General features: G+C 34.9%; 8 protein-coding genes and 6 pseudogenes. 5 read left to right on the top strand and 9 right to left on the bottom strand.

Translation table 11 applies throughout. The annotated features are described in order from the left end of the window. Positions 1-673 (top strand): annotated as a pseudogene (locus tag CHV_RS03155) (IS982 family transposase); the annotation flags it as partial. 270 nt (positions 674-943) lie between these two features. Here CHV_RS03155 and CHV_RS05595 read toward each other — a convergent pair. From CHV_RS05595 to CHV_RS03130, 4 genes and pseudogenes are all read right to left on the bottom strand, one after another. Further along, positions 944-1,262: pseudogene (locus tag CHV_RS05595) on the bottom strand (IS982 family transposase); the annotation flags it as partial. A gap of 457 nt (positions 1,263-1,719) precedes the next feature. Next, positions 1,720-3,219: a lipopolysaccharide biosynthesis protein gene (locus CHV_RS03140; RefSeq protein WP_034577265.1), complete on the bottom strand. Its 1,500-nt coding sequence runs from the start codon at positions 3,217-3,219 to the stop codon at positions 1,720-1,722. 133 nt (positions 3,220-3,352) lie between these two features. Continuing rightward, positions 3,353-4,357 carry a GTPase ObgE gene (gene obgE, locus CHV_RS03135; protein WP_034577264.1) on the bottom strand — a complete coding sequence of 335 codons (1,005 nt, stop codon included), beginning with the start codon at positions 4,355-4,357 and terminating at the stop codon, positions 3,353-3,355. A gap of 5 nt (positions 4,358-4,362) precedes the next feature. Beyond that, complete coding sequence (locus tag CHV_RS03130) at positions 4,363-4,941, bottom strand: adenylate kinase (RefSeq protein ID WP_034577262.1); 579 nt, start codon at positions 4,939-4,941, stop codon at positions 4,363-4,365. Positions 4,942-5,269: 328 nt separating this feature from the next. Between CHV_RS03130 and CHV_RS05320 the strand changes: the two are divergent. The 4 genes and pseudogenes from CHV_RS05320 to CHV_RS03120 all read left to right on the top strand — a co-directional run. Next, positions 5,270-5,707: pseudogene (locus tag CHV_RS05320) on the top strand (IS6 family transposase); the annotation flags it as partial. A gap of 275 nt (positions 5,708-5,982) precedes the next feature. Beyond that, positions 5,983-6,174, top strand: a pseudogene (locus CHV_RS05315) (DDE-type integrase/transposase/recombinase); the annotation flags it as partial. A gap of 164 nt (positions 6,175-6,338) precedes the next feature. Further along, positions 6,339-6,941 (top strand): ABC transporter transmembrane domain-containing protein, encoded by a 603-nt coding sequence (locus CHV_RS03125; protein WP_051602204.1) that lies wholly within the window; start codon positions 6,339-6,341, stop codon positions 6,939-6,941. A 153-nt stretch (positions 6,942-7,094) separates the two neighbouring features. Continuing rightward, positions 7,095-7,973: pseudogene (locus CHV_RS03120) on the top strand (IS982-like element ISCca1 family transposase). Positions 7,974-8,611: 638 nt separating this feature from the next. On the opposite strand, the pseudogene CHV_RS05305 reads toward CHV_RS03120, so the two are convergent. From CHV_RS05305 to tyrS, 5 genes and pseudogenes are all read right to left on the bottom strand, one after another. Beyond that, positions 8,612-10,017: pseudogene (locus tag CHV_RS05305) on the bottom strand (IS5-like element ISCca5 family transposase). Positions 10,018-10,283: 266 nt separating this feature from the next. Continuing rightward, complete coding sequence (locus CHV_RS03105; protein ID WP_034577260.1) at positions 10,284-12,431, bottom strand: ankyrin repeat domain-containing protein; 2,148 nt, start codon at positions 12,429-12,431, stop codon at positions 10,284-10,286. A gap of 302 nt (positions 12,432-12,733) precedes the next feature. Further along, on the bottom strand, positions 12,734-13,936 hold the full coding sequence (locus CHV_RS03100) for a phosphoglycerate kinase (RefSeq protein ID WP_034577259.1): 1,203 nt from the start codon (positions 13,934-13,936) through the stop codon (positions 12,734-12,736). A gap of 213 nt (positions 13,937-14,149) precedes the next feature. Next, complete coding sequence (locus CHV_RS03095; RefSeq protein WP_034577256.1) at positions 14,150-15,688, bottom strand: YifB family Mg chelatase-like AAA ATPase; 1,539 nt, start codon at positions 15,686-15,688, stop codon at positions 14,150-14,152. 11 nt (positions 15,689-15,699) lie between these two features. Continuing rightward, complete coding sequence (tyrS, locus tag CHV_RS03090; RefSeq protein ID WP_034577255.1) at positions 15,700-16,992, bottom strand: tyrosine--tRNA ligase; 1,293 nt, start codon at positions 16,990-16,992, stop codon at positions 15,700-15,702. Positions 16,993-17,162 lie beyond the last annotated feature (170 nt).

Below are 17,162 nucleotides of genomic sequence, written 5' to 3'. Positions count from 1 at the left end.
AACAATTTCATTCTAATGACTTTTGCAAGTTAGTAAGCTATAGTAGATTTATATACCCTAGTTCAAAGAACAGTAGTTCCATTTTACTTTTTTTCTTCTAAAGTACTTTCTAAAACGAGAACAAGGCTGTTATTTTATGGATTCAACCGCTATAAAGGTTTGTAATATAAAAAGAGCTTATGCTCATAAAGTATTTAAGACAATTGCTAGTAAAGGTAAAACTACTACTGGATGGTTTTACGGAATCAAATTAAACTTGATTGTCAATGATTTAGGAGAAATTATGAATTTTTCTCTTACTACAGGTAAGTCCAATGATAGATGGCCAGTAGAAAACTTATGTAAAAATTTGATCGGAAAAGTATTTGCTGATAAAGGCTACTTGAGTAAAGAATTATTTGAAAAACTTATGGGAAAAGGCATAGAACTGATTACTCAAATCAGAAAAAATATGAAAAATGCTTTCATGCCTATCTGGGATGGGCTAATGCTTCGAAAGAGATCTATCATTGAAACCATTATCGATCAGCTTAAAAATATTAGTCAGATAGAACACTCCAGGCATAGAAGTATACCTAATTTTATTGTCAATTTAATAGCTGGTATTACAGCTTATTCACTAAAAGAGAAAAAACCGGCTATAGATAATATATATACAACTGGTTTACAATAAGTCTAATCCGAAACTCACGTTATAAGCTATTTTGGACCAAAAGCCATGGCTATTTATGGATTAAAAACAAATGTGTAGTTTTTTAGGGGAGAAGTCTGTCCTTTTTGGAAAAAAAGATAAAAATATTGGTTTACAATCAATAAATACAGTTGTTAAGTCATTATACAGCTTAACCAAATACAATAAAACATTCCAAAAATTACAAAAAAAGAAAATAAATGAACTCAACATTTTTCATGCGAAGAAAATTTTTATCTGGTGCGGAATGTGAGTTAGAAAGACTATGCGTAAAGAAATACATAGGAACTAACGTTCTTTTTACTAGTGATATGAATCTATTATAGCTCACTAATGTTCTAAACTCACTTGAGTGAAATTGCTCTAAATGAAGATAATACAACTTAAAATTTCTAAAACCTATTAGATGAAAAGCAATTAGTATAGTCATTATTTCGCTTAAGTTAAGAGAACAAGTTCTAGTGGGTTTTCTTGTGGGCTCTGTTAACAGCTTTTTCTCCATATAAGGCATAAATTTTATTAAAAACTCATCTACCATATAATATATTTCTACTAATTTGTCTACATTCATAAGCGGCTCCTTTAGTTTTTAGAGGTAATTTTCAATCACCTAAATTTAAAACTCAAAGAAGCTTCTTTATACGCAAATATGAAAATCTAATCCAGAGTTCAGGTTATTAATACCTTGTGGCCTTAAGATACTGGCATTATCTATGAATAAGAACATTTCTACTAAGCGACTGTTTAAGGTACATGCATGGTTATCGGTTGGTCTGCTGGCAGCAGATTTATTGGTATTGTATACTTTTAATTCCAATAATTCCAATATATATCGTAACCATTTCTGGTTGTATCAGTTACATACAGCAGCGGAACTTGCTTCGCTATCAGTATGTATTTTTTTATGATGCACCCCCAACTATAATCACAGATTTTATAGGGAATTTCCCTATTTTGGGGAAAGTTTACTTGTCTATTCGAATGGTCTGATTAAAGCGTTCTTATCGGAATGGTATATTCAAATAGCCCTATTTTTTAAGATTAGTAGATTTTTTCCATACAACCGTTAAAATAGAAAAGAGGGCTAAAATCGCTATATGTAGACATATATAGGCCCATCCTATCCCTAAAAAAGCTAATTTGGTACGCCATAGAGGAATCTTTCGGAATACTAAAAAAGTAAATAAGAGTATTAAAAATCCCTGTTTAGGATAGGGTATTGGATAACATCTTTGACCCATATAATAACCCAATAAACCCATAACCACCGCACCACTGATGGAGGCATATACACAGCCCCAATGGCCAAATTTTGGTATTAGCAGAACGGAAGTAAGGCCAATCACTAGACTGCCCCATGCACTGATCCAAGTATTGTATTGGGTATGATTACTCAATTTAAAAGCAGTACTCAAGTTGTAATAGATACCTAAAATAATATGCACAAATGCTAAGTAGGGTACAGTGTCAATGGTATCACGATACCTTGCATCTGGAATGAGGATTTTTGCGATCCAATCTACATTTATACTTAGCAGTAGTAGACAAAAGCAGGATACTAGTATAAATACATACATCGTTTGACTATATAACCTTCCTGCTTCTTTTCGATCTGAGTTGGCAAAAAAGAATGGTTCTGCAGCATATTTAAAAGCTTGAATCCCTAGTGTGATACATACCGTCAGCTTACAAGAGGTACCAAAGTTACCTAATATTTCCTCTTTTGTATGGGTAGTGTAAAAATTATTGGGAACTAATTGTCGAAAACATAAAAGTGGTAATGTTTCATTAACTCTAAAAAATAGAATGGTAAAAAAAGAAGTTGCGGCATAACGACCTATCATTTGCATTGTATGGCCATGCCAAACCCAATAGAATCCTTTAAATTGAGCGAATAAAAGAGCTAAAGCAGTTACGCTAGACAATAAATTGGCTATAAAAACAGCATCTAGTTCATTTAAGGCTACCTGTATATGTAAACTATGACTTATCCAATAGGCTATACTGTTTAAACATATAGGACAGTAAAGTAATGCAAAAGAAAAAATAATATGCGCAAAGGCTTGCAAAAATTTTACCAACAAAAATCGAAAAGTCTTTTTTTCTAGACGTAGCCTCGCTAAGGGAATCATCAGTAGCGTATCTAGTATAAGTATCCCAGTCATATAATAGAAATACCGTATATGGACTAAGTGGTTGGTTAGCTTTGCAATTTGTGGTATAAATAGAATCAGTAAGATTGAAAAAATAAAACTGGTAATAAGTAATATGGTTACAATTGCATTAAAAGTATACGATTTCCCTAATCTATGTACAAACCTCAAATAGGTTACATCCATGGCTAAATCGTAGATGACATGACCCAAGGCAATGTAACTACCATAGAACTCTGTAACAATGCTATAGGCACTTGGGGTGAGTAAATTGGTTTGAAGTAGCAAAACTAGATAAGAACATCCGCGCACTATAATATTGCTTATGCTATATATAATGGTTTCTTTACCTAATGTTTTCACCGTCTGATGCATCGTAGTCCTTAGATATGTTTGCCTAGTAAGTAGTCCTATCTTTTTTTGAGTTGATTGCAGTTGTGCTGCATTAGCAGCAATTTTGATGCGATCAAGCCGTAACTATTGAAAGGACATCTAAAAATTTTATCGACTATTGTACCATTGATACAGAAAGTTTTTCCCAGATTAGGTCTTTAAGGTCAATGATACCCTCTCCCGTAGCAGCGGAAACAAAACAACATGTAATATCCTTAGGTAAGTTTTGCAACAAGACTTTACGTGCCGATTGGCTTAGTAAGTCTACCTTTGAGACAACCAATAACCTTGGTTTATCTAATAACAAAGGATTATGCGCTTCCAGTTCGCTCAGCAACATTTTATAACCACTATTGATGGCATTAGATTCTGCGCTGACCATAAATAGTAAAATTGCATTGCGTTCAATATGGCGTAGAAAACGGGTGCCTAATCCCCTTCCTGCAGCTGCGCCTTCTATAATCCCTGGAATATCTGCCATAACAAAAGATTGGTGGTCTCGGTAAGCGACAACACCAAGATTCGGTACTAAAGTAGTAAAGGGATAGCTATCAATGCGGGGCTTAGCTGCTGATACAACCGAAAGCAACGTAGACTTACCTGCATTTGGTAGACCTACCAGACCTACATCTGCCAATAATTTTAATTCGAATACCATCCAGCCTTCCATACCTGCTGTTCCTGGATAAGCTATACGGGGTGTTTGATGGGTAGGCGTTTTGAAACGGGTATTGCCCCAACCACCTTTTCCCCCTTCCATTAAGATATATTTTTTTTTGTCCTCTAGCACTTCTAAAAATACCTCTTCATTATCTGCGCTTTTGGCTACTGTTCCTAATGGAACATCTATGATTACATCTTTTCCACTTGCACCAGTTTTACAGCTATCGCCACCTACTTCCCCATTGGCAGCAATGATGTGTTTTCGATATTTAAGATGAAGCAAAGTACTATATTGTTTCGCACCACGTAAAATAATATGGCCGCCTCTACCACCATCTCCTCCATCTGGTCCGCCTTTTGGAACAAACTTAGCACGTATAAAATGGATCAACCCGGCTCCCCCCTTTCCAGCGCGTAGGTAAAGCTTTACATGATCAATAAAATTAGGTGATGACATAGTTGTTATAGCTTTAGCCGATCTACAATGTTTTCAATAGCTTTAGTCACTTTGTCTATGGCTTGCGTTCCATCTACACGATATAATTTGTTTTGGTCTTGATAGTAGTTGAGGATAGATAGGGTCTCTTGTTGGTATATGTGCATGCGTGCCTTAATTTTATGATCATCCTGGTCATCAGGCCTTGCTTCAATCGTTGCACGATGTTTAAGCCTTTTTAGTAAGTGCACGTTGGGTACATCTAAAAAGATTACGCCATCTATTTTAGCATGGTACGATACCAAACAATTATCTAAGAAAGTTGCCTGTACAATCGTTCTTGGAAACCCATCAAATAACAAGGATGCATTAGAAGGTTTTGCTTGTACAAGTTCTGTTACGATTTGAAATGATAAATCATCTGGTACCAATTGACCACTATTAATATACTCCTCAATACGTGTTTTATTGGCTCCATTTTCTGCTATTTGTTGGCGCAACAAAGCGCCTAAAGCGATCGACATAAAGCCATATTTTTGAATCATCCGTTCAGCTTGTGTGCCCTTTCCAGACCCAGGAGGGCCCACTAGAATAATATTTAACATAAATAGGTAACAATGGATTATAAAATCTGAAATTTAATATAAAATTAAGAATAATGGCACGTAGCGCTTAAAAACGTGAACTATGGAATTAGATTTCAATTTTTGAATTAAAAAAACTCCTTTGTGTTTTAAACTTAGGGACTTGGAGAATAACCCTAAAAAGCAAAGGAGCCAACTATAAATGTAGACAAATTAGTAGAAATATATTATTACGGTAGATGAATTTCTAATAAAATTTATGCCTTATATGGAAAAAGAGTTGCTGGTTCTGTCGCGTCTGTATAAAAAAAGCATTAAATTGAATTTTTAGTATAAAAGTTTAGTTCCGATGTTTAGTATTACCTGGAGATTATTGCTCTATTTTAAAGGATTTTGTTCTTCACCGGAGTTAATCCTTCTATTCGTCTATATGAAATGTCGTTTTTCTTTAAGCTATAGAGATCTGGAAGAGATGATGCATATTAGAGGCGCAAAAATCGATCACTCTACTTTACAAAGATAGGTTATAAAATTTGTTCCGCTCATAGATCAAGAAGTAAGAAAAACGGAACGCCCAGTTGGTAGTAGTTGGAGAATGGATGAAACTTACCTCAAACTAAATGGTAAGTGAATCTATTTATATAGAGCCGTAGATCGTTATGGAGATACAGGTGACTTTTTTCTAAGTGAACGTAGAGACAAGTCTGCAGCTCTTTCCTTTTTTAAGAAGGCTATCAGGTGCAATAATACTCCTTCTAAAGTGGTAATTGACAAAAGCAGTAGTAGTTAACTCACCCTGCATTGCAAATACAGGGCTTAAGATTACGGCATGAATGCCTTAGCCACAGCTAGTTTTCGACTTGAAAATCTCCAAGTTGATCTTCTATTTATCCATGTCTATCAACATAATCCTTGATCAGTTGATCTGTAAAAGTACTAGAATTTTTTACAAACAGATTACTTTTTTATAAAATTGAACCTTTAATTGCCAAATATGTTGAAACGACGCACTGCAAGTGCGGGGTTTTTCTCCCAAAGTGAGACAATAAAGCTGCTCTTGATGCTTTAAATATAGAACTGGATCAAGATCACAAAATTCAAATATTTCAAAGCAAATACTTGAATAATAGAGTTGAACAAGACCATAGATTTATAAAAAAACGGATAAAACCTATGCTAGGGGTTAAGCGTTTCCATTCGGCTTCTATTACTATAAAAGGGATAGAAAATATTAGAGTAATTCAAAAAGGATAAATAAGCGGAACTAAAAAACAAGTATCTACTTTTGAGAACTTCTCTAAACTTATAGCCGCATAATATCCAATTTGTAAGACAAAGGGGAGAACTAGGAAAAATCAACCACAGATGCGACAGAGCCCGATTTAGTACTTTATGTAAAATAAACGCCACAGAACCAGATGCAACACCCATTACCTAAGACGATTTTTAAGTTCATATGGCATTTTTTAAGACCACATAAGTCTATTGTTATTATTTACGCATTCCTTGCAGTTAATACTGGTTTTGGGCCTCCATTTAATAGTATTTTAATAAAGAATTTCATAAATATTTTACCGAATGTATCAAATGGAGATATTTCTATTTTGATATTTCCATCAATATTGATAGTATTGAATTTCATTTTATTTGATAATTTTAGTTGGCGTAGTATCAATTATATTTCTGCTAAATTTGTTCCTCTAATTGTAAACAGAGTTATAACTGAAACAATAGAATATGTATTGTCTCACTCGAATCAGTTTTATCAAAACAATTTATCAGGGAAATTGTCAAAGCAAATAAGTAATTTGGCTGATGGTATTTCCAGAATAATTATATTTTCATCTGTTTACTTTTTACGTGGTGTTTCATTATTGTTAACTGAATTTATAACTTCTTACTCTGTTAATCCGTTATTTTGTTTTATTCAGCTTGTTTGGTTTACTTTTTTTTCGGGTATAAGTATCTTTATGTCAAAAAAACTTGTTAAACTATCAGATTATCATGCAGAAAAAGAGTAAATTGTTATGGGTGAGTTGGTTGATATTCTATCTAATCATAGTAATATTAACCTGAACTCTGGATTAGATTTTCATATTTGCGTATAAAGAAGCTTCTTTGAGTTTTAAATTTAGGTGATTGAAAATTACCTCTAAAAACTAAAGGAGCCGCTTATGAATGTAGACAAATTAGTAGAAATATATTATATGGTAGATGAGTTTTTAATAAAATTTATGCCTTATATGGAGAAAAAGCTGTTAACAGAGCCCACAAGAAAACCCACTAGAACTTGTTCTCTTAACTTAAGCGAAATAATGACTATACTAATTGCTTTTCATCTAATAGGTTTTAGAAATTTTAAGATGTATTATATTCATTTAGAGCAATTTCACTCAAGTGAGTTTAGAACATTAGTGAGCTATAATAGATTCATATCACTAAGTAAAAAGAACGTTAGTTCCTATGTATTTCTTTACGCATAGTCTTTCTAAGACAAGAACAGGTTGTTATTTTATGGATTCAACAGCCATTAAAGTTTGTAAGGTACAAAGGGCTTGTTCTAACAAAGTATTTAAATCAATAGCTACTAAAGGTAAAACAACGACTGGCTGGTTTTTTTGGGTTCAAGTTACATTTGATTGTAAATGATTTAGGTGAAATTATGAATTTTACACTTACCCCAGGTAGGGTCAAGGATAGATTCCCTGCAAAAAGTTTATGACAAAAATTTAATCGGTAAAGTATTCTCGGATAAAGGCTATATCAGCAAAGAATTATTTGAAAAACTTATGGAAAAAGGAATAGAGCTCATTACCCATATCAAGAAAAATATGAAAAATGCTTTTATGACATTATGGGATAAATTAATGCTTCGAAAGAGATCCATCATTGAAACCATTATCGATCAGCTTAAAAATATTAGCCAAATAGAACACTCTAGACACAGAAGCATACCTAATTTTATTGTCAATTTAATAGCTGGTATTACTGCTTATGGGCTAAAAGAGAAAAAACCGGCTATAGCTAATATATATACAACTGGTTTACAATAATTCTAATCCAGAGTTCAGGTTATTAATTTAAAAATATAATAGGAACTACAAACTTAATATACAAAATATTTCATGACGACACTATCTAAGTGGTGCTAAGAACATAAGCATCAACCAATAGCCTGGCAGACAAGGTATCTCAATGCAGTACCGAGAGGTCATTACAACTATTATGGAGTAACGGGCAACTATCCAAGTATATCATCATTTTACCGTCATGTTGTAAACATGTGGGATAAATACTTAGGTCGTAGAAGTCAGAGAGGGTATATAAAATGGGATAAATATCGGGATATCATAAAAAGATATGGCCTAATAAAACCATACCTGCCTCATTCTGTACTATATAATTACTGCCAGTTTTCTTGTTGAAGAGCCGGATATGGGAAATCTGTAAGTCCGGTTCTGTGAGGGATTCAGGGAGTAATCCCTGGATCTACTCGATAATCTGTAAATAGCCAATTCCGTAGAGTTACTAAAAATAAAAGAGTGTTTCCTAATGATATAGCTGTTTTTAAAACTTTATATTTAACTATTAACTACATGACCAAAAAGTGGACCATGCCTATTCATAATTGGAGTGAGGCTATAGCACATTTTTTAATTAGTCGGCCCTGAAATATTTTTTTTGAATAAATTTATTGAATGGATCTTTTTTTACAATATTTATGGTTTAGCAGGCGCTCTATTTTTCCTACCCAAGATATAGGTATAACTGGTTTTGGATTAAGAATTTTAATTATATAGGTTTTAATTTATGTGATTGTGAGTGTGTTAAGAATAACTTTCTTGTAATCAGTCGTAGGTTATGAGCAATAGCACATAAAATAACGTTAAGTTTATCTCCTAGAATACCTTTCAAATAGTTAACAGATAATTTACCATCGGATTTCATATGACCAATATGCGGTTCAATAGAAGATCTTCTTTTTATAGCTTTTTTTAGAGCAGGCGTTATTCCCCTTTTAGAACCACTTATAAATATATTACATTCACTAACAGGTATATTATTACCCCGGTAGGCTTTATCTACAAAAGCATACTTTACTTTGGTACCAGATAATTGCTCGGCTTGTAATAAACTCTTCTGCAAAGTATGGCCATCGTAAGCATTAGGATGTATTGCTTCTGTTAGAAACTAATTAAACCTTTTTTATGCGTTACTGTAAATTGTACCTTGCAACCAAACTCATAAGGATGTTTAGACTTACCTTTACTTACACAGTAGACGGATGGTTCATGGATGCTATAAATTTTATCTTTACTTTTTTTGATTGGTTTATAAGTTTTTTACTTATAGATAGTAGATTGGTAAATTGATTCCGTATTAGATCATCAGAGGATTGTATAGAACGTTCTACATCTCTGACTACTCTACCAAGATAGGTTTTTAATGTTTTAATGCCTTTAGATAAACGTTTATACTGTTTAGCATGAGCATAGCAATCAACTTTACGTTTGATAGATAGACCTAAACGCTGATAAGTTTGACGCAGTTTAATACCTGTTTTCTTGGCTATACTGACCAATTTTTCTCTGGATTTATTAAGCAAAGAAGAGTCAGTTGGGTAACGGATATTTTTCTCCATTACAGTAGTATCAGCTATAACTTTTTCAAGTTCTTTTCGGGTCACTACTTTTTTTTTAGCGCTAAGTCTATAGTCATAGATAAAATCTTATTGAGACCTTCTTGACCTAATCTATGGCGCCAACGGGTCAATGAACTGGGGTTACAAGGCATCTTAAACTGAAAATAATCATATCCACAAAAGTATTGCCAATAAGGGTTTTCTACCCATCTAACCACTACTTGTTCATCAGAAATATTATACATATGACTGATAATGAGAAGACCTATAATTAAACGAATAGGCAAAGGAGGTTGACCAGGTCCATAGCTAAAACCGCGGTCTAAATCTGATGCTAAGGAGTGAAAAGGAATCGAATCAGATAACTGGAATAATGGATGTTTCGGGTTGAGAAAACTAGATAAGCGTTGCTCAAACAAACGCTCAAGGCTATTATTTATTTTCTTAGATTTCATCCTTATTTTGCAAGCTTTTTATACAAAACAACCTAAAAACTGGTTATTAACCATATATAAATTTAACCATTTATTTGCTGATTAACAAATAATTATATGGTATTTCAGGGCCGACTAATTAAATTTGAAAATAGAATAAAATAACCCTAAAAATAATTTACACATTTAATTGGACAGAGCCATTTTACAGGCTCAACTTTTAACTAAAAATACTAAAATAACTAAAATAACTTACTCCATAAAACAAATGCGACAGAACCTAATTTTTATTGATGGTTAAAGTAACATTTCAATAATTCATAGCATTTTATGTGTCCATTCTGTAATGCCAAATAAGCAGGTGTGCCATCAAATTTATTTTTCTTTGATAAAGCACCTGCGCTTATTAGTTCTTGCACTACTTTAGTATGACCATTCTGAGCAGCAAGGTGTAATGGTGTATTTTTATAGTGATCCAATGCATTAATGTTTGCCTTTGCTCCTATGATAGCCCTTGCGCAAACTGCACATCCGTTTTCAGCAGCAATATGTAAAAGCGTTTTCCCTCCTTTTACTTTAATATTTACCTTTGCACCATGACGTATAAGCAATAAGACACAATCTATATGTTCATTTTTAACTGCAGCATACAAAGGAGTTTCATTAAACTGATTCGCTACATCTAGTTTAGCCTTGTTTTTGATAACTTTATTCAACAGTGGTTGATCCTGAAATTTGTTTTTGATCTTTTTAGTAATAACGTCCTGACTCTGATCAGCTTCAATCAATGCCTCTACACAATCCAAATGACCATTAGCAGCTGCTAAATATAATGGACTTTCCTTAACCTGATTGTAGACCCGAACCTTTCCACCTGCTTGTAGCAATTCTTTCAAACAAGCCAGATGTCCTCTTTTTGCAACTACATGCATAGCAGTAGCGCCTGATTTTTTTGCAGTATTTACTTTAGATTTTGCTTTGATAAGTGCTTGTAAAGTAATCAAGTCTCCTTCTCTGGCAGCAATATGTAGTGGTATAATTCCCCATTCATTAGGGATATTTACTGGTGCACCCGCCTTTATAAGTTCTAAACTAGCATCTATATTTTGAAATGCCACAGATACATGCAAGGGTGTATTTTTAAATCTATCGACAGCAGAGAGCTTAGCACCCGCTTCTAAGAATATTTTTAAACATTTTATATTGCTACTTTTAGTGGCCATATGTAATGGTGTAAAACCTATATGGGTAGTAGCATGAAGATTTGCACCAGCTTTTAAGAGGGTAGTCAGACATCCATCATGTCCATAGAAAGCACTTAGATGTAGAGGAGTTTTATTATGGAAATCTCCTACATTTATAGCTGCCCCTGCTTCAATAAGCTGATCGACACAAGTAATATGGCCCAATCGAGCCGCCCAATGTAAAGGCGTTCGCTGCTTTGCACCTATTAATTGTACATATCTTTCATTAACAGCTATCAATGCTTGTAAACAATCACTTTTACCATAATAAGCTGCCAAATGTAAAGGCGTATTTCGTTCTTTATTGCGAATAGATGAGTTGCCTCGTTCCTTTAATAATAGATTCAAACAATCTAAATGACCATTTAAAGCGGCAGCATGTAAGGGTGTATTGAGACCTTCTACTGCGTGGATATCTGCTTTATAATGTAATAGTTCTTTTAATACGGCAAGGTTGCCATATTGCGCCGCGCAATAAAGGGGAGTAAGACCATCTCGGCTAATAGCATTTAGGTTGGCATGATTACGAACTAATAACCGAACCGCTTCTACACTACCACTTTGTGCAGCAGCATGTAAAGGCGTAAACTTATCTTGCTTAGTAAATACTTCTACCTTTGCACCTGCATGTATTAGGGCTTCAATAGATAAAGATGAACCTGATAAAGCTGCACAATGTAAAGGTGTAAGCTGGTCTTCATCAAATCCATTTACATATGCGCCTTTTTGAATTAAGTAGTGTATACATTGGGATTTTCCCCCTTCTGCAGCAAGATGAAGTGGGGTTCTACCTCGGTAATCGGCAGACCGAATAGTGGCACCAACTGCAACCAACTCACGAATAATGGCCAAATGACCATTCTGAGCAGCAAAATAGAGTGGTGTCCTTCCTAGAGAATCTACTACATTGATTTTAGCACCGACATTAATAAGCTCCTGTACACAAAGCAAATGACCTTTGGCTGCAGCAATATGCAATGGAGTAATTTTATTCTCGTCTAACACTTGTATATTCTTACCATCAGCAATTAAAGAACGAAGACGGACTACATCTCCTTTAGCAGCTGCTAAATGCACCGCTATAGGTGCAACATGGCTTTGTATAGGTGGTGATTTAAGAATACATATTGTCTGATCAAGAGGTACAAGGGCTTGCTGGTTGTGGCCATAAATGGGATATATGGAGTGCATATATAACCCAATAGAAATTAGAAATAGGAAAACTTTTTTGTGAACCATATGATTTTTTCGTAAATAGATAATTTATTAAGTTTAATGTAAACTTTTAAAGTATAACCAATATTATATATGTTAGAGTAATAGCAAGCAATTTTTTGATACAAAAGCAGAAAAATTCTGATTGAAAAATCAAGTAAAGATTTTAAAAAGAATATGAATCATTTTGTATGTTAACGGAACATAAAGTCTTTGTTTAGCCTTGAATAAGGCAAACATTAATTTGACCTTGATTTATCTATTGCTTCATAGCTATGCTATGCATTAAGTGCCTCTAAACTAGGTAATTTTCTATCTGCTGCAATATAGGCTAACAAAGCTCCTCCCCCTGTAGAAATATAAGAAACATGATTTTCATATCCTATTTGTTTAATAGCAGCAGCTGTGTCTCCACCACCTACTATGCTATAGGCACCCTGTTGCGTAGCTTTTGCAATGGCCTGCGCAATAGCTACTGTACCAGTCGCACATTTATTCCATTCAAATATCCCTATAGGCCCAGTCCATAATATGGTCTTAGCTTGTAGGATCAATCTAGCAAAGTGTGCTTGTGTAGATGGCCCAATATCTAATGCATAGGTACCATAGGGTATATCAGTAAGTGATAAAGTAGATACCATAGCTTCTACATCCATTTCAGGAGCAGTTATAGCATCGGTTGGCAACCACAGTTGACAGTGACTATTGTGCATCAACAGATCAAACAACCTACTAGCAATTACCTCTGCTTGTTCATCGATAGGGGGAAGCTGTGGGGAAAGCTGTAGCGCCTGTTTTGCACGGAAAAAAGGTAGTGTAAGGCCTCCAGCAATCAATATATGGTCTACATAAGGTATTAAACCTTCAATAGGCTTTGCTTTATCTACCAATTTATTCCCCCCCATAATAGCGATAACAGGAGATGATTCTTTTGAAAAAAGTTTATCAACAATGGCTATTTCCTGTTGCAATAAATAGCCTGCATATCGTTCTTTAAAATAAGTGGGTAGTAAACTAGTAGAAACATGATTTCTATGGATGGTTCCAAAAGCATCATTAATATAGACATCTGCCAATCCAGCCAATTCTTGCGCAAAATCTTTATCATCTAATAGTTCTTCTGAATGAAAACGTACATTCTCAAGTAATAAAACACTTCCTGGTTCTAGTGCATCTATCTTGTTTTTTACACCTGCGCCTACACAATAAGGAACAAAAGCAATAGGTACTTGCAATAAACTAGATAATGTAGGTAAAAGCTTACTTAATGAATAACGTAGATCATATCCATTTTTAGGTCTACCAAAATGGGTAAGTAAAATAGCTATTCCACCATCTTTTATTACTTTTTGAATGGTTGGTAAACTGCTCCGGATACGTCGGTCATCGGTAATCATACCCTGATCCGTTATAGGTACATTAAAATCAACCCGTATAAGTACTTTTTTATTTTTAAAAGAAACACACCGAATACCAGTCATAAAAATATACAATCATCTGCGCAAACATAATAGAACACAACTAAATAGCAATATATTATATATATATTATATACATTACCCACTAATATATCATTTGAACCCACTGTTCCATTCGAATGGTCTAGTGGATAAATAGAAAAATTTTTAGCAAATCTTTTTAAATTTAATAAATATTTTGCTAGCCTTAGATAGTTAGGTAAAGACCATGATTTTCTAACTACCCCATCCTGCTCGATCTAAGCTACGATACTGAATGGCTTCTGCCAAATGTATTTCTGATATATTTGCACTACCCGCTAAATCGGCAATCGTTCTAGCTACTTTTAAAATCCTTTCGTATGCTCTTGCGGAAAGACCCAGCTTTTCCATGGCCGCTTGTAACAGCTTTTGCCCAGCTATTGAAATAGGACAAAACAGCTTAGTGAGCTTAGAAGACATCCGTGCATTGGTATAGAGTTGCATATGATCTTGAAAACGCTTTTGTTGTGTTTTCCTTGCCTGCACAACACGTTCTCGAATCAGATGACTTGCTTCATTCTTTTTTGAAGCAGTCAATGTCTCGAATAGGATAGGTACAACTTCTACATGGAGATCTATCCTATCCAACAGTGGTCCACTAACCTTATTGAGGTAACGTTGCACATGAACCGTACTACACATACATGGTTTTTCAGGATGGTTATAATAACCACAGGGACAAGGATTCATGCTGGCAATAAGCATAAAGTTAGCGGGAAATTCAATAGAAAACTTAGCTCTTGAAATGACTACTTTACCATCTTCTAAAGGTTGACGCATCACTTCCAGTACGCTCCGTTTAAACTCTGGCAATTCATCTAAAAAGAGCACTCCATGATGGGCCAAAGAAATCTCACCCGGTTGTGGAAAAGTACCTCCTCCTACCAACGCTACATCACTAATCGTGTGATGTGGCGCTCGGAAGGGTCTTGTCGACAGTAATCCACCAATACTATCCATACGACCTACTATCGAATAAACTTTAGTAGTCTCTAGTGTCTCAGCCAAAGTAAAAGGGGGTAAAATAGAGGGCAACCGTTTGGCCAACATGGTTTTACCTGCACCAGGAGGTCCAATCATAATAACATTATGGCCACCAGCTGCTGCAATTTCGAAGGCCCTTTTAATGTTTTCTTGTCCTTGTACATCGGCAAAATCTACTGCATATGCATCTGATTGGGCTGCAAAGAGTTTACGTGTATCTACCTCTATAGGATGAATGGCACGTTCTCCAGATAAAAAAGCGATTGCTTCTGTAATATGGTTGACAGCAATGACCTCTATCTTACGTACAACACCCGCTTCTAGCCCATTCTTTTCTGGAACAATCATACCTTTAAATCCATTTTTATGGGCCTCAATAGCAATAGGCAATACCCCCTTTACTGGTCTAAGCGCTCCGTCTAAAGCCAATTCGCCCATAATAATATAAGTAGACAAACGAGATAAACTATATTGTTCTGAAGCATGTAAAATAGATAAAGCAATCGGTAGGTCATAAGAAGCGCCCTCCTTCCGTATATCCGCCGGAGCAAGGTTTACAATGACACGTTGTCGAGGCATAGTACATTTAATCTGCTTTAATACCGATTCTATTCGGTGTTGACTCTCCTTAATGGCACTATCTGGAAGCCCTACCATAAATAGGCTTGTGCCATTCACAATGCTTACCTCTATGGATACAATAAAAGCGTTTACACCATATACAGCACTGCTGAAAGATCTCGTGATCATGTTAAAAAAAATTACTCAACAACAACAATAAGGTAGTAATTTTTTTTACCTTTTTGCACCAATAGATAACGATTATGCAATAAGATAAAATCGGGCTTTTGGTAAGGATCGGTTATCAATACTTTATTTACCTTTATTCCACCTGATGTGATCACACGTCTTGCCTCTGACTTAGAAGCCATAATCAAATTTTCTGTAGCTACGGACAATAAAGAAATTATAGAGTCTATTGTACTTAATGCAATACGTGTAATATGGATCTTAGGTATGGTTGCACAGACACGCAATACATCTTCTTCGCTTAGGGCATAAAGCGCATCTGTTGAAGCAGTATGGCTAAAAAGAATGTTACTACAGATTATGGCTTGCCTACAAGCTGCTTCTGAATGGACCATAGTGGTGACCATTTTAGCCAATGTTTGCTGTAAGAGCCTTTTTTCGGGTTTGGCTTGATGGGTTAAAATAAGTGCTTCTACTTCTTCTTTTTTAGTAAAAGAAAAAATTTTAATTAATTTTTCCACTTCATGATCTCCACTATTCAACAAAAACTGATAGAGCTCATAAGGAGAGGTTTGGGCTGGGTCTAACCATATATTAGTCCCAGCATCTGTTTTTCCAAACTTAGTTCCATCCGAACGGGTAAGCAAAGGAGCAGTTATTGCAAAGGCATGAGATTGAGATTTTTTACGAATAAGCTCAACACCTGTAGTTAAATTACCCCATTGATCAGATCCACCCATTTGTAGGGTTACATTTTTATGTAGATGGAGATGGTAGAAATCATACCCTTGTAACAATTGATAAGCAAATTCGGTATAAGAAATACCGGTCTCTATCCGTTTTTTTACACTATCTTTAGCCATCATATAGCCAACAGGTATATGTTTCCCTATATCACGTAGAAATTCTAGGAAAGAGAAGTCTTTAAACCAATCAAAATTATTTAACAAAATAGCTTTGTTGGGACCAGTAGAAAAATCTAAAAATTTTTCTAACTGTTTGGCAATAGATGCTTCGTTGTAACGCAAGACTTCTTCTTTTAAAAACACCCGCTCTTGGCTACGCCCAGAAGGATCGCCAATCATACCGGTAGCGCCCCCTACTAATGCAATAGGCTTATGCCCCGCTTCTTGAAAGTGTTTTAACAACATAATAGGAACCAAATTCCCCAGATGTAAAGAAGGTGCAGAAGGATCGAACCCAACGTATCCGGTAGCCATACCTTTATTGAGATGTGCTGCTGTACCTGGAACCATATCATGAATCATACCACGCCAGTATAAGCTGGCAATAAAATTTTTCATAGCATCAAAAAATAAAAGGGCAAAATAGGTAATATTATAAAGAATGACAATAAAATAGCAGTGCGATTAGATGATATAGTACACCGTATAGAGCATAGGGAAAATAGAATGATAGAAAGACATTTGTACAAGCTGGTTATTTTTAAATGATAGATCAGATAAACAAACGA

Source organism: Cardinium endosymbiont cBtQ1 of Bemisia tabaci (genome assembly GCF_000689375.1).
Lineage (GTDB): Bacteria > Bacteroidota > Bacteroidia > Cytophagales > Amoebophilaceae > Cardinium.
Note: the sequence above shows the minus strand (reverse complement) of the source record. Positions and strands in the feature narration are given on the sequence as shown.